Source organism: Flavobacterium frigidimaris, from assembly GCF_002217275.1.
Classification (GTDB): Bacteria; Bacteroidota; Bacteroidia; order Flavobacteriales; family Flavobacteriaceae; genus Flavobacterium; species Flavobacterium aquidurense.
This window is the reverse complement of the sequence record NZ_MUGV01000022.1, coordinates 104764-126881: the sequence shown is the minus strand read 5'-3', so window position 1 is coordinate 126881 and position 22118 is coordinate 104764. Positions and strand designations below refer to the sequence as shown.

The window sequence follows — 22118 nt, the reverse complement described above, 5'->3', positions numbered from 1 at the left end:
TTTTACATTATTTAATATAATTTTCAAATGAAAAAAATAGTACTCTATATAAGTTTTCTCTTTTATATAATCACAGCCTCGGCACAGCAAGATCCGGAATACACCCATTATATGTATAATATGAGTGTGATCAATCCTGCATATGCAACAGGAACTCCTTTAATGATGAATTTTGGAGGCTTGTACAGAACGCAATGGGTTGGTGCTGTTGGTTCTCCAAAAACGTTTACTTTTTTCGGACATACTGCTTTAAGTGATAAAATCGAAGTAGGTTTGTCTTTGGTTTCTGATGATATTGGAGATGGAGCCAAAAAGGAAAATAATGCATACGCAGATTTTGCTTATGTACTTAATTTAGGAGGAAAAAATAAACTTTCACTTGGTCTTAAAGCTGGATTTTCAGCATTGCAAAGTAATTTTAATGGTTTTATTTTACAAAGTGGAAGTGCGGCGACTGATGCCGCTTTCGCAGAAAATATCAATGTGACCAAACCAAATATTGGAATAGGGGCATATTATTTTAGGGATAATTTTTATGTTGGATTATCGGCTCCAAATTTATTAAAGTCAAAACAAATCGAAGAAAAATCAGGATTAAACGCTTACGGATCTGAAGAAATTCATACTTACTTAACCGCCGGATATGTTTTTCAGGTAAATGATATGTGGAAAATAAAACCGGCCTCAATGGCAAAATTCGTAAAAGGGGCTCCGGTTGCTGTAGATATTACAGCTAATGTTTTGTATAACGAAAAGTTTGAACTAGGTGCCGCTTACAGAATTAATGATTCTTTTAGTGCTTTGGCAAATATAAACGTTACACCTTCTTTAAGAATTGGCTATGCCTACGATTATACAATTTCCAATTTAGGGCAATTCAATTCGGGGACACATGAAATTATGCTGTTGTTTGATTTAGATTTATTAGGAAAAGGATATGATAAATCACCTAGATTCTTTTAAAATGAAAAATATGAAAAAACTACTAGTTATTATATTCGTATTTTCAATACAGTTTATAAACGCCCAGGATAAAGATGTGGCGAGAGCCAAAAGATTTTTTGATAAGACCTTTTACAGTGAAGCAATTATTTTATATGAAAAGCTGGCCGAAGAAAAACCTTCTCAGGAAGTAATTAAAAATTTAGCAGATTCGTATTATTATACCAATGATTTGATAAAAGCACAGCGTTACTACAGGCTTTTATTTCAAAAGTATGGAAAAGATCTCGATCGTGAATATTATTTCAGATATGCTCAAACATTAAAAGCGAGTAATACATATGCAGATGCAAATGAAGTTTTAAAACAATACTACGCCTTATCAACAAATAGCAGAGATTCTGTTTATTTTAAAAATGAGCTTCATGAATTAGAGAACGTTTCGGCAATTGGAAACCGATTTGAGATAAAAAACCTGGCAATCAATACGCCAAATTCAGAGTTTGGTGCTGTAAAATATAAGAGTAATTTAGTTTTTGCCGGCGTAAAATTAAAACCTGGTTTGTTCGATAAAAAATTTAAGTGGGATAATGAAACGTATTTGAATTTGGTTACTGTTCCTTTAAGTGAAATTAACGCTTCAGAACCGAATGTAAGTTATTTTGCTGACGAATTAAAGACCGGAATGCATGAGGCAAATGCCGTTTTTACTAAGGATGGTAAAACAATTTATTTTACACGTAATTATTCTAAAAACGGAACTAAAAAGAAAAATGATGAGAAGATTTCGAATCTTCAAATTTTTAAAGCCGAATTAGTGGATGGAAAATGGACAAATATTATAGCACTTCCATTCAATAGTCCAAATTATTCTGTAGAACATCCTGCTCTTAGCACCGATGAAAAAGTATTGTATTTTGCTTCAGACATGCCAGGGAGTGTTGGTTCTTTTGATATTTATTCAGTAAATATTAATAAAGGAGCATTTGATGCACCAAAAAATTTAGGACCACTTGTTAATACTGATAAAAGAGAACAATTTCCTTTTGTTTCAAAAGACAACAAACTATATTTCTCTTCTGACGGACATTTAGGTTACGGATCTTTGGATGTTTTTGTTTCGGATATTAATGGAAATGAATACTCGGAACCTGTAAATATTGGTTTGCCTTTAAATTCTAATTTGGATGATTTCTCTTTTAATATCGATTCTGATACTAAAGAAGGATATTTTGCATCCAACAGAGAAGGCGGAAAAGGAAGCGATGATATTTATCAATTCAAAGAAATTAAAGATTTAATTGTTGAAGATTGTAAACAGTTTATTGCCGGAACAATTACAGATGTCGATACTCATTTGGTACTTGAAAATGCTACTGTAATATTGCAGGATGCTGCTAAAAAGGCTTTAAATACAACTAACACTTCAGTAGATGGGAAATTTAGTTTTACGGTTGCCTGCGAAAGCTCTTATACGATTGTTGCTTTTAAAGAAAAATACACCAACGAATCACGAACGCTGGAAATTGGAAAAACCAGAAATGTAACCAACGATGGTTCATTGGCATTAAAATCTTTAGATGCCATTAAGTTAGAAGAACAAAAAAATGCTGAGGACAAACGAAAAGAAGAAATTCGTCTGGAAAAAGAGAAAAGAGATAAAGAAGCACTGGCTCTTATTGCCCTAAATGAAGCAGCAAAAAAGGCTAAAGCAGATGAAATTGTAGCAGGAGAGGCCAGAAAAAAAGAAAAGGAAAATCAGATTATGACACAGGAAAAAGATGTCATAAAAGATAAAGGGCGCCTAATTATCAAGACGGATCCAATTTATTTTGATTACAATATGTGGTACATCCGTAAAGAATCAAAAGTTGTTTTAGGAAGGGTTGTCGCTTTAATGAACAAATATCCCGGAATGGTAATCGAAATTGGTTCCCATACCGATTCTCGCGGAAATGAGAAATTCAACGAGGAGTTATCTCAAAAAAGAGCCAATTCTACCAGAGAATTTATTATTCAATCTGGTATAAATGCCAGCAGAGTTACAGCCAAAGGATATGGAGAGTCTGTACCTATTATCAAATGTAAAACAGATGATGCCTGTTCAGAAGAAGATCACGAATTAAACAGACGTAGTGAATTCGTAATTAAGAATTTATAAAATTCGTCGAGTCAAAAATTCAATTTTAATTAAGAAGCCTTTTTTTTGGCTTCTTTTTTATTTAATTTTATTACAATCAATTAAAAAACATAAACTATGAAAAAACTAATCCCATTTTGTTTGCTGTTAGCTTGCATTGGATTCCAAAGTTGTAAAAATGATGAAAAACAAAAAGAGCTTGAAGCCGCTAAAGCTGAAGGTGAAAAGGTTGTGAAAACGGAATGTTATAAAGCGATATATGAAAAAGATACAATTGATCTGGATTTGTATACTTTAAAAAACGGAAAGATCGGCGGAGGTATGATAATGAAAGTCGCTAATGCACCTGAAAGAACGGGAGAAATTGCGGGAGAATTTAAAGGTGATACCTTATTTATAGATTATACCTTTAAAGATACGGAACATAAAGATACAAAATTCAAAAATCCAATGGCGCTTTTGAAAAAAGACAAGCAACTTATTTTAGGTAATGGAACTATGCAAACCACGATGGGCGTTACTTATTTGGTAAAAGATAAACCAATTGATTTTGAAAACGTGAAATATAAATTTAATAGCGTAAACTGCGAATAATAGAAATAGGTCTTATATAATTTAAAAAAGACACATAAAAAAAGCCGCTTCTTATTAAGAAAGCGGCTTTACTATTTTTAGATTTAATTTTTTTATAAAACTTCACCTTTAATTTTTAAGGCTATACGGCCATCAGGATAATTAATAGCATTCGTTTCTACTGTAATTGTTTTACGAATAGGACCAGCGGCCATATTATATTTTACGTCAATTTTTCCTTTTTTTCCTGGCTCAATCGCAGCAGAAGGTTTGGTAACAATAATAGAGCTTACTGTAGATTCGGCACCTAAAATTAATAGTGGTGCATCTCCAGTGTTTGTAAATTCGAAAGAACGAACTGCATTATCACTCTTAGAAATTTTTCCATAATCAATTGTATTGTCCTGAGCCGCAAATTCAATTTTCGGACCATTTTGTGCGTAACCCATTGCACTAAACAATACGATTGCAATAAAAGAGGCAACATTTTTCATTTTGAAATTATTTTAAGTTGTAAGTAAATATACATTCTTTTAATTAACACACAAATTTATAATTCGCTTTTTATAGTGTCTTTAATTATTTACTTTTGCTGTCAGTTATAATTACAAAAATTGAACCACTTTTGATGTTTAATTGTTTAATCGTTAATTCGTTTAATCGATTGAGCGATTTAGAAAGGTTTTAAATTAAATTTTAAACAAGTAAAGAGTTCAATAAATAAACGATTAAACAGTTAAACGATTAAACAACCTAAAATGACAATTCCAGCACAATTTGACGCTAAAACGATCGAGAATAAATGGTATGATTACTGGATGAAAAATAACTATTTTCATTCGGAGCCAGATCATAGAACACCTTATACAATTGTAATTCCACCGCCAAACGTGACAGGAGTCCTTCACATGGGGCATATGTTGAACAATACAATTCAGGATGTTTTAATTCGTAGAGCGCGTCTAAAAGGTTTCAACGCTTGCTGGGTACCGGGAACGGATCACGCATCAATCGCAACTGAGGCTAAAGTTGTAGCAAAATTAAAAGCAGAAGGAATCAATAAAAATGATTTAACCCGCGAAGAATTTTTGGCACATGCCTGGGAATGGACAGATAAATATGGTGGAGTTATTCTTGATCAGCTTAAAAAGCTAGGAGCTTCCTGCGACTGGGAAAGAACAAAATTTACGATGGATCCGGATATGTCGGCATCTGTAATTAAATCATTTGTTGATTTATATAACAAAGGATTAATTTACAGAGGATACCGAATGGTAAACTGGGATCCTGAAGCTAAAACAACTTTATCTGACGAGGAAGTTATTTACGAAGAACAACAAGGAAAATTATTTTTCTTAAAATATAAAATTGAAGGTTCAGAAGATTTCTTAACGATTGCAACAACGCGTCCGGAAACCATCTTTGGAGATACTGCTATTTGTATCAACCCGAATGATGAACGTTTTACACATTTAAAAGGGAAGAAAGCAATCGTTCCTATTTGTGGTCGAGTAATTCCGATTATCGAAGATGAATATGTAGATGTTGAATTCGGAACCGGATGTTTAAAAGTAACTCCGGCGCATGACATGAATGACAAAACGCTAGGAGAGAAGCACAATCTTGAAATCGTTGATATTTTTAATGAAGATGCTACATTAAACAGCTTCGGATTACATTATCAGGGAAAAGATCGTTTTGTTGTTCGTACTGAAATTGCAAAAGAATTAGAAGAAATTGGAGCTTTGGCGAAGACCGAAATCCATTTGAATAAAGTAGGAACATCTGAAAGAACCAAAGCTGTAATTGAACCAAGATTATCAGACCAATGGTTTTTGAAAATGGAAGATTTAGTAAAACCGGCAATAAAATCTGTTTTGGTTGACGGCGATATTAAATTGCACCCAAAACGTTTCGAAAATACTTATGCGCATTGGTTGAACAATATCCGTGATTGGAATATCTCTCGCCAATTATGGTGGGGACAACAAATTCCGGCCTATTATTATGGAGACGGAAAAGAAGATTTCGTAGTTGCTGAAAATATCGAAGACGCGCTAAAATTAGCACAAGAAAGAACATCTAACAACTCACTTACAACATCTGACTTAAAGCAGGATGTTGACGCATTAGATACCTGGTTCTCCTCTTGGTTATGGCCAATGTCAGTTTTTGGAGGAATAATGGATCCGGAAAGTGCAGATTACAAATATTATTATCCAACAAATGACTTGGTAACAGGTCCGGATATCTTATTTTTCTGGGTTGCGAGAATGATTATTGCAGGTTATGAATATGCAGGCGAAAAACCATTTACAAATGTATATTTGACTGGTTTAGTTCGTGATAAACAACGTCGTAAAATGTCTAAATCATTAGGGAATTCTCCTGATCCTTTAGATTTAATTGAGAAATTTGGAGCTGATGGAGTTCGTGTTGGATTGCTTTTAAGTGCTTCTGCAGGAAACGATATTATGTTTGATGAAGAATTATGTAATCAGGGTAAAGCGTTCTCAAACAAGATTTGGAATGCCTTTAAATTGATTAAAGGTTGGGAAGTTTCAGAAACTATTCCACAACCGGAATCATCAAAAGTAGCAATCGAATGGTACGAAGCAAAATTGCAGCAAACATTAGTTGATATTGAAGATAATTTCGAGAAATACAGAATTTCAGATTCTCTTATGGCAATTTACAAATTGGTTTGGGATGATTTCTGTTCTTGGTTTTTAGAAATGATCAAGCCGGCATACCAACAACCAATTGATAAAGCAACGTTTGATAAAGCAATTGAAATGTTAGAAAGTAACTTGAAATTACTTCATCCTTTTATGCCTTTCCTAACGGAGGAAATTTGGCAGATATTGGCAGAAAGAACTCCGGAAGAAGCTTTAATTGTTTCAACCTGGCCAGAATTAAAACCGTTTAATGCGAGTTTGATCTCTGATTTTGAAAGTACAATTGAAGTAATTTCAGGAATAAGAACGATTAGAAAAGATAAAAATATTCCGTTTAAAGATGCTATCGAATTGAAAGCAATCAACAGCGAGAATCTTTCGACTTATTTTGATACCATCGTAACGAAACTAGGGAATATTTCAGCTTTCGAATATGTTTCGGCTAAAGTTGACGGAGCGTTATCTTTCCGTGTAAAATCAAATGAATATTTCATTCCGATTTCGGGAGGAAATATTGATGTTGAAGCTGAAGTTGCAAAACTGACTGCAGAGTTGGTTTATACACAAGGTTTCTTAAAATCGGTTCAGGCGAAACTATCAAACGAGAAATTCGTTGGCGGAGCACCGGAAAAAGTTTTGGCAAATGAAAGACAAAAGGAAGCAGACGCCTTGGCGAAGATTGCTACAATTGAGCAAAGTATTTCTGGTTTGAAATAAGAATAAACGAGTCTTTTTTAAAATGCAAACCCGACAGGTTTTAAAAACCTGTCGGGTTTTTTTTGAGATAAATTTTCGCCACGAATTCACAAATTTTAAATAGATAATTCGTGAATTTGGGGCTATTTTACATTTTACCTCTTTCTCTTCAAAACCAAAAACAAAGGATAGGAAATAATCGTAATTCCAACAATAATTACAAAACTTTTAGGATCACTGTAAATAAAACCAGCAAGCAAAGCAACAGAAGCCACAATTGCTAAAATAGTGCTCCAGGGATACCAAGCCGAACGATAAGGTCTTGCTAGATCAGGTTCTGAATTTCTTAGTTTTATGAGCGAGCAATAAGCCAGTCCCCAAACAATGATAGAAGTAAAGGCTGCAAACGAAAATAAAACTTCAAACGAACCAATACAAATCAGAAATAAGCTAAATACCGAAGAGACTAATAGCGCCGTAATTGGAGTTCCGCCTTTGTTGACGTTAGTCCCTTTTTTAGTAAAAAAACCATCTCGGCTTAATCCATATAAAATTCTTGGTGGAATCATCATAAAAGCATTCAGAATACTGATCAAAGAGAAAATTGAAATTACTGTTACGATAATAGCACCATTTTTTCCGAAGATAATATTGGCAACATCGGCCGCTGCTAAATTAGATTTTGCTACTTTTTCAATTGACAAAACATGGAAAAAGGCAACATTGACCAAAACATAAATAGCAATAACCAAAAGCACACCGCTATACAATGATTTTGGAATGTTTTTGCTTGGATCGTCATTTTCTTCTGCAAAAAAGCAAACGCTGTTCCAGCCATTATAAGTTCCGATGATAAGCTGTAGCGATTTAAAAAAGCCGAATATAAGTCCAATTTGAAAAAATGAATTGTCTCTCGGAATCGGAGCTACTTGTACACCAGAATACATAAAACAAGCCACAACCAAACATACAAAACAGATAACTTTTAAAAAACTGGTAATTTGTTGAATAACACTCCCATTTTTTACACCACTTAAATGCAACAATACAAAAGCAACCAAAAGAGAAATTGCCATTACTGTAGAATAGCTTTTTAAAGCCGGAAACAAAATGATTAAATATTCACTGATCACAATGCAATAAAAAGCAGGCGGAATAGCATTGGTAATGTAATCAAACCAACCGGATAAGAAACCGGCATATTCCCCAAAAGCTCTTTTAATATAATTGTAAGATCCTCCAGCTTTTGGAAGCATAGTGGCCAATTCTGCATATGAATTAGCGCCAATCAAAACGTAAATACCGCCAAAAAGCCAGGAAGAGATAATAAGCCAATAATTATCTAACATTCCCGCAATTGCTCCGGGCGTTCGCAGAATTCCAACTCCAATTGTTCCTCCAATTAATACTGCAATGTTAAAACTTAATCCAAGCGTTTTTTTTAATTGGTTTGGTTTGGAATCTGACATAGAATTGTGTTTTGTTGAAATTAGAATGTTTAGCAAAAGTAAAGATATTTAGAGCACTTTTTTAACTGAAAATAAAAAACCTCATCTATTGCGAAATGAGGTTTAGGTATAAAATTAAAAGCTAAAACTTTCACTGTTTTCAAAAATGAAAGTCAGTAAAAGCTTTGGCGTATTAAAATCTAATTCAAATTTTTAGAATTTGTATCGTAAGCTTGTCATGATTTGACGAGGCGCGATAGGGTTCACACTATAATTTTCGTGAACAGTGTAATTCAATTCGTTTGTTATGTTTGAAAGTCTACATAAAATCGAGAATTTTTTCCACTCATACCCAAGAGAAGCATCTACAGTAACGTATCCTTCTAACGGAATATCACGGTCTCTAATAGTAACTACATAAGTTGGAGGATTGGTTGCAGGTACAACAGGAGTCCATAAATAATCATCATTCCAACCTCCGGTACGGTCACCAACATAATTTCCGATAGCTCCAAAAGTTACTCCTTTTAATAAACCGGCAGGTACTTTATAGAAAAAGCTCAAATTGGCAGTGTTTTTTGGCGTTCTTGCTAAAACATCTCCAACAACAAGGCTACCGCTTGTTCCGGATGATTTAGATACTTTGGTTTCGTTAAAACTATAACCAGCCATAATGTTTAATCCTTCTAAAGGCGTAGCGGTAATATCTATTTCAACTCCTTTTCCTTTTGTAGCCCCAACCAATTCTTTTAGATTGGTATTAACGTTTTGTGTAATACCATCTGATTGATATTGAGCTGTTTGTGCTAAATTGTTGTTTGATATTTGATATACCGTTACATTTGTAGTTAAAAGACCTCTAAAGAAATCTTTTTTCACACCAACTTCATATTGATCTATAATTGATGGATCTAATGGTTTTGAATCTACGGTTGTTCCTGTATTTGGAGTAAAAGAGTTGGAATAACTAGCAAATAAAGATAAATCTTTTGTTGGCTGTACTACTAATCCAGCTTTAGGAGAAAAAGCACTGTTTATAGTTTTAGGACCAGTTACAGGTATTGCATCCTTAAGGGGAATTTTAACAATTTTTTTTGCAGTGTCTGGTACTTCATCTGAAGTAGTAACATCACTTTCTTGCCATGACCAACGTAATCCTGCTAAAACTTTTATATGTTTCGTAACCGAAATTAAATCCTGAGCGTAAGCACCAAAGCGCTGTGTATTTGTTGTCGCTAGTTTGTTTGCTCTCGTTGGGTAAGGTATATCACGGCTCTGTGTACTATAATCATAAGTATAAAGATTTATTGCAGTCGCTTCGGTTGGAAAAGCAACTGTAGAATTGGGCGTTGCATAAAAACCAAAAGTATAAGTAGGAGCAATAGAATTTTCGTAATCAACTCCGGTAAATATTTGATGCTTGATACTTCCTGTTTTAAAATTTCCCTGTAAACTTAATTGATCACCAAAGATTTGTTCGGCACCGTCAGCTTTTGTTAATCCACGTTTCCAGTTTCCATTGGCATCAATTGTACTTAATTGCGCTGTAGAGGTTTGTGTTCTTCTGTAAGATTGGTAAGAAGAATTAAAATTTAACTTCCAGTTTTTATTAAAATCATGATTAAACAATAAAGAAGCACTCGAAGATTTAGTATTGGCAGTAGACCACAACGCTCCAAAAAATTCGTTACGCGGTAAGTCTAATATTGTCTTTCCATAGATTCCGGTACCAAAATCCGGAGTCCAGTCGGCGCTTAAGTAATCTCCTTGTAATGTAATTTGGGTTTTATCTGAAAGATGAAATAAGAATGAAGGGTTGATATAAATACGTTCGTTTTTAACGTAATCCCTAAAGCTTTCAGAGTTTTCATAAGATCCTGTAAATCGGTATGCGATCGATTTATTTAATGGTCCGTAAAAGTCAACAGACGGTTTGTAATAAGAATAGCTTCCCATTTGCATAGATACTTCACCACCCGGAGTAAATTTAGGTGTTTTAGTAACTAAGTTCATAATTCCACCCGGTGCAACGTTTCCATATAATAAAGCAGAACCTCCTTTTAAGAATTCAACTTTTTCTAAAGAGGAAACTTCTGGGATTGAACCTGCATTATAACGAAAACCATTTTTAAACATATTATTGGCGCTCATATCATATCCTCTTGAAAAGAAAGATTCTTGCGCACCACCACGAGCAGATCCTACATATACACCGTTTAGATTTTTTACTACTTCACTTAACCTAATAGCTTGTTGTTGTTCTATTACTTCGCTGCCAATAACCTGAACGCTTTGTGGCAGATCCATAACTTTAATACCTGAACGTGCTGCTTCAACTGGTTTTTTAGGTTTATTTGGCGTAATTAATACTTCATTTAGGACCTCTCCCTTTTTATTTTTAACAGTATCATTTGCAGTAGAAGTGTTTTCTGCACTTGTGTATTCCTGGCTATAAGCTGCAAAGCTTAAAAAGGATAATGCAAGTAGTAAACTATGTTTCATGTTCTTTATTTAGATTTAATAAAAATAATTTTTGTGCAAATATAGGAATACATTAAGGTTTTAACAAAATTTAACAATGTATTTTCTTGCTTAATTTTATATTAGTTTTGTCTTAAGATTAGCTTAAGAATTTGTGATTATTATTTTTATTGATTATAAATAGTGAGCCAAAACCTTTATGGAAAACTAAGTGTCTGTTATAATTTAGAAATAAAAAAGCCTTGTTCTCCTGAACAAGGCTTTAACTAAGACTATGTGTATTTAATAGTAAGTAAGGATTACTATTATTTAACAGAAATCAGATAAGTAGCCATTTTCCAAACTTCATCATATTTTTTTCCGTTGTGTTCTCCTGCTGCTTTTTCAGTATAAGCAAATTCGACCATGTAGTTACCTGGCCAGATTGGTGTAAAGGAAACTTCTCCATTTTCATTACTCCATAATTCTTTCTCCCATCCGTTTGGAGCGATTACTTTCATTTTTTGTTCTTTGGCAATTTTACCTTCATACAAAGCGTTCACATTCACTTTTGTATTTTGTTTCGCAGTAATGACATCTTTAGAAAATAAACTGATAATATTTGTGTTTGCAACAGCCTCATTTCCTTTTGCAGCATTACCAACAGTAACAGTTGCACTTGAATTATAATCTAAAACCATAGTTCCGTAAACATCTTTTACTTTATGGTGCATTACAATCGTATAGACTCCATCTTCTTCTGGTGTAAAAAAGGCTTGGTATTTATTGTCTAAAGCTTTTGATGAAAGTTTAGTTTCCTTTTTTGACGGACTAATCACAATCAATGAAAAATCTTTTAAATCCGAGAACCATTTGTCAGCTTTTGTGATATCATTATCTGAGAATTCTCCAAAATAGATTGAAATTTCCTGTGCTTTTCCTTTTGTTCCTGTTGCTTTAGTTTCAATCCAAAGGGCATGAGCGAATAATTGCGGACTTGCCACTAACATGAAAAGGAAAAAGGTGATTTTTTTTAAAGTATTTGATTTCATAAGATCAGGTTTAAATATTGTTAAGTATGATATTTTTACAAATCTAAAATTTATTTAGAATAATTAAAAATAAAACATTGAGAATTATAATTTTTTATTCTGATTTGAAATTAACTTTAAGTACATAATCAATGACTTGAAAATTTAAGAGATTATCGTAGAATAGAATATGTTTAAAAGCCTTAATTTTGCGTTCTGTTAAAAGAAAACTTCATGATTTTACCCTTCTTCAAGAAAATACAAAATACTCCACAAGGATTTCGTTTAGCTAACACTGTCTTTTTTTTCCTATCCGGATTTGGCTATTCTTCCTGGGTATCCCGAATTCCACATATACAGGCAGAATTACATTTATCCGAAGCGGAGTTTGGAGCCGTTTTATTTGCATTTCCAATTGGTTTAATGCTTACAATGCCTTTTACCGGAATGCTATTAAACAAATACAGTAGCCGCTATATTATGCTTTTAGGAGCAGTCCTGTTTAATATCGCTTTGTCTTTACCTGGTCTGGTTGCTTTTGTATGGCAGTTGGTAATTGTTCTTTTAATTTTTGGAGCTTCGCGTAATATTTTTAATTTATCTATTAATGCGCAATCGCTGGAGGTTCAAAAATTGTATCCGAAATCGATCATAACGCGTTTTCATGCGGTTTGGAGTATTGCTGTTTTTTCGGGAGCGGGTTTAGGTTATGTAATGGTGACACAACATATTGCACCATCATACCATTTATTGGGAGTGAGTGTTTTTATGATGGCTCTTACTTTCTGTTTTTATCCCATGAGTATTCATAATCAGCCGGTGCCTGTTAAGAAGAAGTTCTTTTCGATGCCGGAAAAAAATCTGGTGAAGTTTGCCCTGATCTGTTTTGTGTCTATGGCTTGCGAAAATACTATGTACGATTGGAGCGGAATTTATTTTAAAAATATATTGCATGCTTCTCCAAAGTTAACCAGTGCGGCCTTTGTATTTTTTGCAACAGCGGTAACTTTAGGACGTTTGTTTGGCGATTATGGTGTAATGAAATTTGGTACAAAACGAATTCTGTTTTATAGTGGTATTTTAATCACAGCAGGATTTGGTATCTGTTTTATTCTGCCTTATGCTTATCCCACTATTTTTGGTTATGTTTTGATTGGAGTAGGGGTTTCCTGTGTGGTTCCGCTAGTATTTGCTATTGCCGGCAGATCATCCAAATTAAGCAGCGGTTCTGCCTTAACTTCTATATCTACTGTTGGTTATCTTGGGTTTTTGCTTGTTCCGCCAATGGTGGGTTTTATTTCCGAATATCTAAGTATGAAATGGGCGTTTTTAATAATGGCGCTTTTAGGAATGATGATGATTTTTATGGTGAATAAGATTGGGGAGAATGAGTGATTTTTGAGTTGCTAAGATTCTAAGGTTCTGAGGTTCTAAGATTTTTGTTTCTGTGGCAATTTGTTAACGCTATTTTTCTAGACTGGACTGAAGTCCAGCCCTACAAAATAGATCGAACCGATGGTTCGTTTTTGATGTTTTAAAATTCTGGAGGAACGATATATTTTTTATATCTAATTTATTGATGTACAGTAGTTTATGTATGATATTCAAAGAGGTAGCTGAAAAATATTAAAACAGGTAATGCTAGCCAGCCTGTAAAAGCAAGTTCAATTCCGTTTTGACCATCGGAAACATAACATAGAGTATTCGCTTTTGTGAAAAGTAAACTAAGCCCAGCTTGAAGAAAAATATATTCAAACAGGTTAAAAAAAATCAGATTTGTTTTTATTTTTTCAGAAGTTTCGGTTTCTTTCTTCTTTAATTTTTTATAAAATAAAACTGGAAGAAGAATCATTCCAATCCAGGAAATCCCCCAAATTAATTTCCATGCATTTGTACAGTCAATTCCTATCTGAGTCAGGAACATCTGAATGCCAAGTAAGAGAATAGCAGTAAAGCCAGGAATAAAAACACCAACAATGCAAAAAATCATAGTAGATCTTATGTAGTTATATTTGTATTTCAAATTCTTAATTTTTTTACTTCTTACTTTTAACTGTTTACAAAAAAAATCTACTTCTTAGTCATAACAAACTTCTCCTTTGTCATCTTTCCTTGTAAATTCCCGGAAATTTCAGCAGTCAAAGTATTATTAGCGCCTTTTGAATACGTGATTTTTTGAGGATAATCGTGAGATGGATTTTCGAAAACCAATTTGTTTTCGCTTTCTGTAGTCGAACCAAAATCGATGGCTTTGTCATTGTTCTGACCATTTACTGCAGCACTGTACAATAACATTTCGCCTTTTTGTGCTAAGGTTATTTTTTCAGCATGCAAAGTGTCGTTGTTTTTAATGAAATAGGAAGTTGCTGTAAAAGTACTGTCGTTTAGTTTTTGCCAGTTTTCTGTCAAAACACCGTCTTCTGATTTATTTTCCCAGGTTCCAATAAGCCAGTCGGCCAGTTTGATTTTATCTTTTTCGACAGTTTCTTCTTTTTTACAGGAAACAATAGCCAATAAAACAAGTAGAAGAGTGGTTTTTTGAAACATATTTTTGGTTTTAGGTGTTAAATAGTACTACTAATGTAAGAATTAATTGTGAATGGTGAATTGTAAATTGTGAAATGTGAGTTGTGAAAATTTATTTAAAACATTTAACATCTAACTACATAAAATAGCATAAACCAACTCTTTGCTAGGTTTTTGATCTTTTAGTTTTGCTCTTACCTCATCAAAAGTAACTTTAAAATCACAACCCAATTTATAATCGCTGCAACCATAAGCCGTATTTCCTTTTAGCACTGTACCTTTTTTGCATTTAGGGCATGCTAATACATCTGATACTGTATTTGCTTTTGTTTCAGGTTTTGCTTTTGAAGCTGTTTTTTTTGCTTCTAATTTAAGCTTGTAGTTTTCTTCAAAACGAATTAAACCTTCTACGGCACCAGCTTCGGTTTTAAAGCCTTTTATGTTTACGGTTGAACCTTTTTGAAGCAATCGCATATATTGACTCTCCGTTATCTTTTTATCTGAAAAAACATAAGGCAATACAAAGTCACAACCCGATTTATATTCAGAACAGCCATAAGCCGATTTTCCTTTTATCAGATTTCCTTTTTTGCATTTCGGACAGGCTTCTGCCAAAATTCCGGCCGCTTTCTTTTGTTCTACTTTTACTGCTTCTTTCTGCACATTTCCTGCATGAGAAATATTGGCGTGCCGGGTTTCACTTCGCACTTCGGTGACCAAAGCTTCCACCATGCGTTTCATGTTTTTTATAAAGGCGCCAGCGGTGTAAGTTCCTTTTTCTATATCCTTCAATTGCTTTTCCCAGGAACCTGTCAATTCCGCCGATTTGATTAATTCATTCTGAATCGTTTCAATAAGCTGAATTCCGGTTGGCGTTGGCAAAACTTGTTTTTTGTTTCGAACGATGTACTGACGCTTAAAAAGTGTTTCAATAATATTCGCACGCGTTGACGGACGGCCAATTCCGTTTTCTTTCATTAATTCACGTAAATCTTCGTCGTCTACCTGTTTTCCGGCAGTTTCCATGGCACGCAGTAAAGTCGCTTCGGTAAACTGATTGGGTGGTTTGGTTTCCTTTTCTAAGAACGAAGGTTCATGTGGACCTCTTTCACCCACAACGAAACTTGGTAATATATCAGCTTCTTTTTCTTTCGCATTCGGATCTTCAAAAACTACGCGAAAACCTTTTTTCAAAATCTCTTTTCCAGTCGTTTTAAAGAGTACATCGGCTGCTTTTCCAACTACTGTCGTATTGGCAACCAGACAATCATCATAAAAAACAGCAATAAAACGTCTTGTAATAATATCGTAAACCTGTTGTTGATTGTATTGTAAATTGCTTTCTATTCCGGTTGGAATAATCGCATGGTGATCTGTAACTTTTTTATCATTGAAAACTTTAGGTGATTTTTTTATTTTTTTACCTAAAAGCGGCTGCGTTAATTGGGCATATTTACTTAATTTTTGCAGAATTCCCGGTACTTTCGGGTAAATATCATTGGGTAAAAACGTAGTATCAACTCTCGGATAAGTCACTACTTTTTGTTCGTACAAAGTTTGTACAATTTTTAGTGTTTCATCTGCCGAAAACCCAAATTTGGTATTGCAATAAACCTGTAAACCTGTTAAATCAAATAGTTTTGGAGCAAATTCGTTTCCGTTCTTTTTATCTACCGAAACAATTTCGAAGTCACTTTCTTTAACCTTATCCGCCAAAAGCTGTCCGTCTTCTTTATTCAAAAAGCGGCCTTCTTCATAACTAAAAAGTGTTTCTCTGTATAAAGTCTGCAATTCCCAATAGGGTTGGGGTTTAAAATTCTCAATTTCTTTAAAACGATCCACAACCATCGCTAAAGTTGGCGTTTGCACACGACCGATAGACAATACTTGTTTGTAACCGCCATGTTTTACGGTATACAAACGGGTGGCATTCATGCCGAGTAGCCAATCGCCAATCGCTCTTGAAAATCCGGCGTAGAATAAATTATCGTAGTTCGCAGATGGTTTTAAGTTGTCAAAACCTTCCTTTATGGCTTCTGTTGTTAAAGAGGAAATCCACAAACGCTGCACTTCTCCTTTATAATTGGCTTCGTTCATGACCCAACGCTGAATCAATTCTCCTTCTTGCCCGGCATCCCCGCAGTTTATGACTACTTCGGCTTTGTCGAATAAGCTTTTTACAATTTTAAATTGTTTTTGGATTCCCGAATTCTCCACTACTTTGGTCTCGAATTTCTCCGGAAGCATGGGCAGGTTGTTCAAATCCCAACTTTTCCAGTGTGGTTTGTAATCGTTGGGTTCTTTTAAGGTACATAAATGTCCAAAAGTATACGTCACCGCATAACCATTGCCTTCGTAATAGCCGTCGTGCTTGGTATTGGCTCCCAAAACGGATGCGATTTCACGTGCTACACTTGGTTTCTCGGCAATACAGACCTTCATTTTCTCTTTCTTATTTGAGAGCGAAATTAGTTATTTAGAAATTGGTATCGAAATTTTTTGCCACTAAGACACTAAGGCGCGAATTTTTTTTGTTTGTTCTCGCAGATTAAGCCTTCTTTCTTCTCTCCGTTAAATACTTTCGGATTGGAGTATCATAAAAAATCATTGTTAAATAAGCGAAACCAAGTAAAAGAAGTGTTCCGATTACGATGATAAGAGCCAATTGCCCCGTTGCCGGTTTGTATTTCGCATAATAGCCCGCGAATATCCACATCACGGCATAATGCGTCATGTATAACGGATACGATATTTTTCCGAAGAAGATGCACAGTTTTCTTAAACCTTGTGTTAGTGTAGCTCCCGCTCCCAATGCAATTAGTAACGGGAAATAAACTAGCACAACTAGAGGTTCTGTCAGCCAGTTCCAATCAGTAAAAGGCAATAAAAAAGCTAGCAACATTAATATAGATAAAGTAATAAAACCGAGTTTTGTTTTGATGACCCAATTAGAACGATAAATCAACATACCGGCTAAGAAAGAAAACGAGATACGACCGCATCCATCCCAAAAGGTTTCTCCACTCCATCCGCCCATTAAAGAACCTCCCGCACGATGGCTAACAAAACAAATTCCTGCTGCAGCAAAAAGGGTCAATACAAAGAGCGCACGACGACTCAGTTTGTGAAGGAAAAGGGCATAAAAAATATTGGCAATATATTCCCAAAACAGAGACCAGGCTGGCGCATTTAGACCAAAAATATTGAAATAACGATCGGGCATTGCCGGAAAAGGAATTAGAAGAAGTGTGCTCAAAATTATCAGAATCAATTTTCCGGTTTCATAACTTGCGGCATGATTGCTAAACGGATCAAAAAGAAAAGTCAGCAAGCCTAAGACCGAACCAAAAATGACCAACGGATGCAATCGAATTAATCGTAATTTAAAAAATTCAGTAAGGCTCATTTTCTCCATACGATCATGATAAGCGTAGGCAATAACAAATCCGGAGAGGCAAAAGAAAAAGTCAACAGCTAAAAAACCGTGAGCGATAAAATTTTCAGCAGGCGGATAAACGATTTCCATAAAATGGAAAACAACAATGGCTAAAGCGGCTATTCCTCTTAAACCGTCAAGGATTTCAAAATGTTGTTTTGGTTTTAAAACTTCGGTAGTGATAGTGGTCATTTGTAAATTCTGATTTTGAAGATGCAAAATAGGAATTTAGAAATTAGGAACGAAATTTTTTGTTGTTAAGGAGTTGGCATTAAGTCTTTTTATTTTCAGATTTTAAAAATATCAATTCTCTCCATCCAGAAGATTCCCGACTCCAAAAAAGTAAGTCTGGTTTTAACAATTTTGTCCGACTTATCTCTTGGATTTTTAGTTACAAATCTCGCCGTAGACTTATTAAAATCTAAAGTATATTTTTCATCAAAATCGTCTTGTTTATTTGAAGAAAAAGTAATCAGATTGTCTTTTGCAGTCCATTTTCCTTTTCCGTATTTATTTACTTCTGGTGGAACACCGCCATTAAGGTTTGAATAGGAATGAAACACAAATGTTCCGTCCTGATTTAAAGTCAATTTATATTCGATTACATGTTTATTTTGTGTGTCTTCAAGTTTGCGCTGATATTCGCCAGCAAATTGATTGGATTGCGCGAATAGAGTTAGACTGAAAATTAAAAACAGGAAAGTAAGGAGTCGTTTCATTTTACCATTTTTTTGTTTTGCTTTTTATAATATGGAAAAACCCATAAAGCGTATCCATCAGGAGCATAAGTAGAACATTTCTCTACTTTACATATTTTGAAGGAACGAATTACATTTTCATATGTAGTTTTTTTGCTAAATTTTAGATGAATACCTTTATTTGCATCCTCTTCCTTCATTATTTTTTGAATTTCAAACTGAAAACGATTTAGAATACTATCATCATATTTTTCATTTCCGTTAAGTTGCATAGTAATTATGGATTTTGTTTTTGCATATTCTTCAAAAGAAAACCCTAATTGCTTTTCAATGTCTTTATCCCGATAAGCGATAAACGTCGCTTTTTCTGAGAAAGTTTCATTTATTATCATCCATAAAAAACATGCAGCAATAAAAACGATAAAGAATCCTCCATACATATAAAAGGGTTTTGCCTTCATCTATAATGTTTTAGATCATAATATTGTAGTTACTCTATCTCGATATATTCAGATCTTCCTTTATCGTTTCCGTTTGTTAACCATTCCCAATCTAAACTCAATTTAATTTTGCCACTTTCTGATAAAGTAATTTTTGCTAATGCCTTACCGGCTTTTAATTCATTGTCTACGGTTAAACATTGATAGAGCATATGTAATTTATCCTCTTTTAAGTCGGCAATAATTTTTCCGTATTTTATTGTTCCGCCAAAATAGTCAGCCGTTACAAGATTGTCTTCTTGTTTGTACTTAAAAATAGTTTCGGTGTTTACTTGTCCGTTATCGGAATTTTGAATAACGGCAAATCTTTTATTATTGAAGTTGAATTTTGTCATTTCTACTTTTCGTTTGGTTATGTGATCCTTTTGATGAGACATTTTATTGAAATGTCTTCCATATTCTCGTTGTATCTCTCACAAATTTCAATTCCATTTTATCTTTTTTTAAAATAAACTCATTTTTGTTAAGTGAGATAAAATCTAATGTATCGGTTTTAATTTTCGGAATTAGTGCTGTTTCTTTTTCAACAGCATCAATTTCGTAACATATCATTTTGTTGTTATTGCTAATATACCAATCAAATATGTATTTATTTTTTCGTTTCCATTTTGAATAGATGTCAAAAACAGCTTCTTTTTCTATGAAATATTCTTTGTCGTTTTTTGTTGCCATTAATCCACCTCCTGTATACCCTAAATAGACATAATTTTCATTGTTTATGGACTTGTCGAAAATAGTGATGTTTCCGGTAGTTAACCAATAACCATCCTCAATAGAGTCGATTTTTTGTTGATTAATATCCTTATGATCTTCTGAAAAATAACTTAAGTGGTATTCTGTTTCTGTAAATAAATGTTTGTACGGTAACTCGCCCTCCTGAATGTCAAAATTGATCGCCCTGTAAATTTCCTTACCCTCGTCATTTGTGCTGATAATTGTAGGATAGTATTCAATATGAAACTTCTTTTCTAACTCGGCAACAGTTTTACATTTTGCGTTTTTATTAATAATTATAAAATTATAGCCCTCTTTTATTTCTTTCAAAAAAGCTTCATCTTTCAAAATATTTACTTTGGTTTCGTTGTCGTCGACAAATAAAATTACAGACTTAGAATAATTAAATTTTTCAATTTGAGAACAAGAAGGATTCGCTATAAATTCTGTTGGTACATGTTTACAGCTTATTAATACAATAAGTAATAAGGGAATTAATTTCTGTAAACTTTTATTTGGTCTTAACATTCTGTATTGTTTGGATAATTATCGATATTTTTATATTACTTGATTCTTTGGAAAGCTATGTAATTACGTTGTGGGTTTATTAATCGTATAATTCTCCGTTGTCGTCAACATGGATCAAATCATTATCTCTAAATTTCACTAAGTTTCCTTGTAAGGTTTTGTAATCGCCTTTGATGTCGACTGTTTTCTTAGTATTTAAATCAATTATTTTGACGCCAATATTTACTTTTTCACCAACAGCGAAGTAGGAATAATAAATGACGTATTTAAAATTTTTATTTGTAAAAGCCACATAATTCAAATCCATTCCTTCATTCATTTTTCCGCCACCACGCAAATAAAAGGAGTAAGTAAATTTCTTCCAGCTTTCTTTTGTTTTTTCTGGATATTCAAATTCAATTTTAGATTTTGTTCCAAATCTGTAAATCATATACTTGTCATTTTTATCTTTTGCCAAGATCATTTTTTTACCACTTTTTGTTTCAAATGAATAAAGATTTACTTCATTGGGTAACAAGTAATCCTGACTGTAAGATAAGCCAGAGAGTAACAGAAATAGAAACAGAATGACAGGTTTAAGATTTTTGATATTCATAGAATTATATTTTAAGAAAGTTTTACTAGTCTAATAATTTGATAAATAGCATGATTTTTTAAAGATAAAGAACGGGCAATTTCTGGAATGCTTTGCATGTTGGCTTCACATATATAACCAAATTCTAGTTCTGAAACAATCTTACAATGTTCTGCTATTATTTTGGCCAACTCTTCATCTGCTTTATAAAGTTCCAAATAAACCAAATACATACTATCGGAATACTCTTTTGGAGTACCAATGTTTGTGATGTATTGTTCGTAATCCATATTTTCCATTTGTTTGAAATTAATCTAACTTTTCTAAACCGAAATTTACATACTTTCCTTCAAACAAAGCCTTTCCTTTTGCTATATTCCCATTTATATTAAATATTTCGACAGACATCGTTCTTCCTATAAGCTCTGGTACAGGGCCTTTCGTAAAAATAAATTCATAAGTGCAATTTGATTTCCAAACGATTGTCCCTTGAATAACTTCTGGCGATTCTTTAATAGTTTCGGTTTGAGTGGTTTTGGTTCTGGTTACGGTTATGTCTGGAAGACCTTCGCTGGTATAGAGAAATTTTCCGATTTTGAATTTTTCGCAAATAGATTCCTGAGAAAAACCGATGTTAAAAAGTAAACCGAAGAAAAATAGTAGAGATGCTTTTTTCATAATGTGCTTTATTGTTTGTAATTGTGGAATGGAATTTACCTGTCGTTATTCTCTATTAATTTCAATACTATAGTTTTATTAGTCATTAAAACAAGCAGCCAAATTACTGGTAAGATTAAATTACGAATTGAGAAAACAGGTTCAAACTTTAAATTCTGACTAATGGAGAAATTTTGATTTTTTGCTATTTGATAAGAAACAATAAAGGAAATCACAATTAGAAATAGATAAGCGATTGTCAAACTTTTTGTAATAGAAATTAATTCTTTTTTCTGATTTAAGAACAGTATTACCAATGTTGTTAAAAAATTTAATCCGAATGTCAAATTATTCATTTTGAATGGGTAATAGTTATTATAAATAAGGAAATACCCTGTAACAACCATAATTAAACTAATGTTCAAATTCATTTTTTTAGAAATGTTTTTGGATTTCGAAAAAGTAAATATTGAAATGTTTAATACTAGTAAAAACAACTTTTTAAGAAGTGAACCAC

Annotated in this window: 20 protein-coding genes; 5 read left to right on the top strand and 15 right to left on the bottom strand. The window is 33.5% G+C overall.

The window, feature by feature from the left end:
* Positions 1-27: 27 nt before the first annotated feature.
* The 3 genes from B0A65_RS14145 (at position 28) to B0A65_RS14135 (ending at position 3676) form a co-directional block, all read left to right on the top strand.
* Complete coding sequence (locus B0A65_RS14145; protein WP_074656612.1) at positions 28-963, top strand: PorP/SprF family type IX secretion system membrane protein; 936 nt, start codon at positions 28-30, stop codon at positions 961-963.
* Between the two features lie 10 nt (positions 964-973).
* Positions 974-3103 (top strand): OmpA family protein, encoded by a 2130-nt coding sequence (locus B0A65_RS14140; protein ID WP_074658266.1) that lies wholly within the window; start codon positions 974-976, stop codon positions 3101-3103.
* Positions 3104-3199: 96 nt separating this feature from the next.
* Positions 3200-3676: a hypothetical protein gene (locus tag B0A65_RS14135; RefSeq protein ID WP_074656614.1), complete on the top strand. Its 477-nt coding sequence runs from the start codon at positions 3200-3202 to the stop codon at positions 3674-3676.
* A gap of 92 nt (positions 3677-3768) precedes the next feature.
* Here B0A65_RS14135 and B0A65_RS14130 read toward each other — a convergent pair whose 3' ends face one another.
* A complete protein-coding gene (locus B0A65_RS14130) occupies positions 3769-4149 on the bottom strand; it encodes a DUF1573 domain-containing protein (RefSeq protein ID WP_074656615.1) in 381 nt (126 codons plus the stop codon).
* Between the two features lie 264 nt (positions 4150-4413).
* Here B0A65_RS14130 and B0A65_RS14125 point away from each other — a divergent pair, with 264 nt between their 5' ends.
* Positions 4414-7050 (top strand): valine--tRNA ligase, encoded by a 2637-nt coding sequence (locus B0A65_RS14125; protein ID WP_074656617.1) that lies wholly within the window; start codon positions 4414-4416, stop codon positions 7048-7050.
* A 134-nt stretch (positions 7051-7184) separates the two neighbouring features.
* On the opposite strand, the gene B0A65_RS14120 is transcribed toward B0A65_RS14125, so the two are convergent.
* The 3 genes from B0A65_RS14120 to B0A65_RS14110 all read right to left on the bottom strand — a co-directional run bounded on the left by B0A65_RS14120 (position 7185) and on the right by B0A65_RS14110 (position 11989).
* Positions 7185-8498: an APC family permease gene (locus B0A65_RS14120; RefSeq protein ID WP_074656619.1), complete on the bottom strand. Its 1314-nt coding sequence runs from the start codon at positions 8496-8498 to the stop codon at positions 7185-7187.
* 192 nt (positions 8499-8690) lie between these two features.
* Entirely contained in the window at positions 8691-10979 is a 2289-nt protein-coding gene (locus B0A65_RS14115) for a TonB-dependent siderophore receptor (RefSeq protein ID WP_074656621.1), read from the bottom strand.
* A 284-nt stretch (positions 10980-11263) separates the two neighbouring features.
* Positions 11264-11989, bottom strand: a complete 726-nt coding sequence (locus tag B0A65_RS14110; protein ID WP_074656624.1) for a DUF4198 domain-containing protein — start codon at positions 11987-11989, stop codon at positions 11264-11266.
* Between the two features lie 213 nt (positions 11990-12202).
* On the opposite strand from B0A65_RS14110, the gene B0A65_RS14105 reads away from it, so the two are divergent.
* Positions 12203-13363, top strand: a complete 1161-nt coding sequence (locus B0A65_RS14105) for an MFS transporter (protein WP_074656628.1) — start codon at positions 12203-12205, stop codon at positions 13361-13363.
* Positions 13364-13559: 196 nt separating this feature from the next.
* Here the strand turns inward: B0A65_RS14105 and B0A65_RS14100 are convergent, their stop codons facing one another.
* The 11 genes from B0A65_RS14100 to B0A65_RS14050 all read right to left on the bottom strand — a co-directional run bounded on the left by B0A65_RS14100 (position 13560) and on the right by B0A65_RS14050 (position 21622).
* Positions 13560-13991, bottom strand: coding sequence for a hypothetical protein (locus B0A65_RS14100; RefSeq protein ID WP_123890358.1), 432 nt, complete (start codon positions 13989-13991; stop codon positions 13560-13562).
* Between the two features lie 47 nt (positions 13992-14038).
* Complete coding sequence (locus B0A65_RS14095) at positions 14039-14515, bottom strand: DUF6265 family protein (RefSeq protein ID WP_074656632.1); 477 nt, start codon at positions 14513-14515, stop codon at positions 14039-14041.
* Between the two features lie 111 nt (positions 14516-14626).
* Positions 14627-16936 (bottom strand): type IA DNA topoisomerase, encoded by a 2310-nt coding sequence (locus B0A65_RS14090; RefSeq protein ID WP_074656635.1) that lies wholly within the window; start codon positions 16934-16936, stop codon positions 14627-14629.
* A 106-nt stretch (positions 16937-17042) separates the two neighbouring features.
* Complete coding sequence (locus B0A65_RS14085) at positions 17043-18122, bottom strand: acyltransferase family protein (RefSeq protein ID WP_074656638.1); 1080 nt, start codon at positions 18120-18122, stop codon at positions 17043-17045.
* 95 nt (positions 18123-18217) lie between these two features.
* Positions 18218-18649, bottom strand: a complete 432-nt coding sequence (locus B0A65_RS14080; protein WP_074656640.1) for a copper resistance protein NlpE N-terminal domain-containing protein — start codon at positions 18647-18649, stop codon at positions 18218-18220.
* A complete protein-coding gene (locus B0A65_RS14075; RefSeq protein WP_074656642.1) occupies positions 18646-19089 on the bottom strand; it encodes a hypothetical protein in 444 nt (147 codons plus the stop codon). Before B0A65_RS14075 ends, B0A65_RS14080 begins: the two co-directional genes overlap by 4 nt.
* A gap of 29 nt (positions 19090-19118) precedes the next feature.
* Positions 19119-19505: a hypothetical protein gene (locus B0A65_RS14070; RefSeq protein WP_083370353.1), complete on the bottom strand. Its 387-nt coding sequence runs from the start codon at positions 19503-19505 to the stop codon at positions 19119-19121.
* Between the two features lies 1 nt (position 19506).
* Positions 19507-20370: a hypothetical protein gene (locus B0A65_RS14065; RefSeq protein WP_074656643.1), complete on the bottom strand. Its 864-nt coding sequence runs from the start codon at positions 20368-20370 to the stop codon at positions 19507-19509.
* Positions 20371-20449: 79 nt separating this feature from the next.
* On the bottom strand, positions 20450-20965 hold the full coding sequence (locus B0A65_RS14060; protein WP_074656645.1) for a hypothetical protein: 516 nt from the start codon (positions 20963-20965) through the stop codon (positions 20450-20452).
* An 11-nt stretch (positions 20966-20976) separates the two neighbouring features.
* The gene (locus B0A65_RS14055; RefSeq protein ID WP_083370354.1) at positions 20977-21243 is read right to left on the bottom strand and encodes a hypothetical protein; all 267 of its coding nucleotides are present in this window, start codon (positions 21241-21243) and stop codon (positions 20977-20979) included.
* Positions 21244-21253: 10 nt separating this feature from the next.
* Entirely contained in the window at positions 21254-21622 is a 369-nt protein-coding gene (locus tag B0A65_RS14050) for a hypothetical protein (RefSeq protein ID WP_074656647.1), read from the bottom strand.
* Positions 21623-22118: the final 496 nt, after the last annotated feature.

Bases quoted from the DNA above. Each gene is read 5' to 3' on its own strand.
- B0A65_RS14090 (WP_074656635.1), bottom strand. From the start codon at position 16,936: ATGAAGGTCTGTATTGCCGAGAAACCAAGTGTAGCACGTGAAATCGCA.
- B0A65_RS14095 (WP_074656632.1), bottom strand. From the start codon at position 14,515: ATGTTTCAAAAAACCACTCTTCTACTTGTTTTATTGGCTATTGTTTCC.
- B0A65_RS14140 (WP_074658266.1), top strand. From the start codon at position 974: ATGAAAAAACTACTAGTTATTATATTCGTATTTTCAATACAGTTTATA.
- B0A65_RS14135 (WP_074656614.1), top strand. From the start codon at position 3,200: ATGAAAAAACTAATCCCATTTTGTTTGCTGTTAGCTTGCATTGGATTC.
- B0A65_RS14105 (WP_074656628.1), top strand. From the start codon at position 12,203: ATGATTTTACCCTTCTTCAAGAAAATACAAAATACTCCACAAGGATTT.
- B0A65_RS14080 (WP_074656640.1), bottom strand. From the start codon at position 18,649: ATGAAACGACTCCTTACTTTCCTGTTTTTAATTTTCAGTCTAACTCTA.
- B0A65_RS14110 (WP_074656624.1), bottom strand. From the start codon at position 11,989: ATGAAATCAAATACTTTAAAAAAAATCACCTTTTTCCTTTTCATGTTA.
- B0A65_RS14130 (WP_074656615.1), bottom strand. From the start codon at position 4,149: ATGAAAAATGTTGCCTCTTTTATTGCAATCGTATTGTTTAGTGCAATG.
- B0A65_RS14070 (WP_083370353.1), bottom strand. From the start codon at position 19,505: ATGTCTCATCAAAAGGATCACATAACCAAACGAAAAGTAGAAATGACA.
- B0A65_RS14115 (WP_074656621.1), bottom strand. From the start codon at position 10,979: ATGAAACATAGTTTACTACTTGCATTATCCTTTTTAAGCTTTGCAGCT.
- B0A65_RS14145 (WP_074656612.1), top strand. From the start codon at position 28: ATGAAAAAAATAGTACTCTATATAAGTTTTCTCTTTTATATAATCACA.
- B0A65_RS14060 (WP_074656645.1), bottom strand. From the start codon at position 20,965: ATGAATATCAAAAATCTTAAACCTGTCATTCTGTTTCTATTTCTGTTA.
- B0A65_RS14075 (WP_074656642.1), bottom strand. From the start codon at position 19,089: ATGAAGGCAAAACCCTTTTATATGTATGGAGGATTCTTTATCGTTTTT.
- B0A65_RS14085 (WP_074656638.1), bottom strand. From the start codon at position 18,122: ATGACCACTATCACTACCGAAGTTTTAAAACCAAAACAACATTTTGAA.
- B0A65_RS14125 (WP_074656617.1), top strand. From the start codon at position 4,414: ATGACAATTCCAGCACAATTTGACGCTAAAACGATCGAGAATAAATGG.
- B0A65_RS14065 (WP_074656643.1), bottom strand. From the start codon at position 20,370: ATGTTAAGACCAAATAAAAGTTTACAGAAATTAATTCCCTTATTACTT.
- B0A65_RS14050 (WP_074656647.1), bottom strand. From the start codon at position 21,622: ATGAAAAAAGCATCTCTACTATTTTTCTTCGGTTTACTTTTTAACATC.
- B0A65_RS14055 (WP_083370354.1), bottom strand. From the start codon at position 21,243: ATGGAAAATATGGATTACGAACAATACATCACAAACATTGGTACTCCA.
- B0A65_RS14120 (WP_074656619.1), bottom strand. From the start codon at position 8,498: ATGTCAGATTCCAAACCAAACCAATTAAAAAAAACGCTTGGATTAAGT.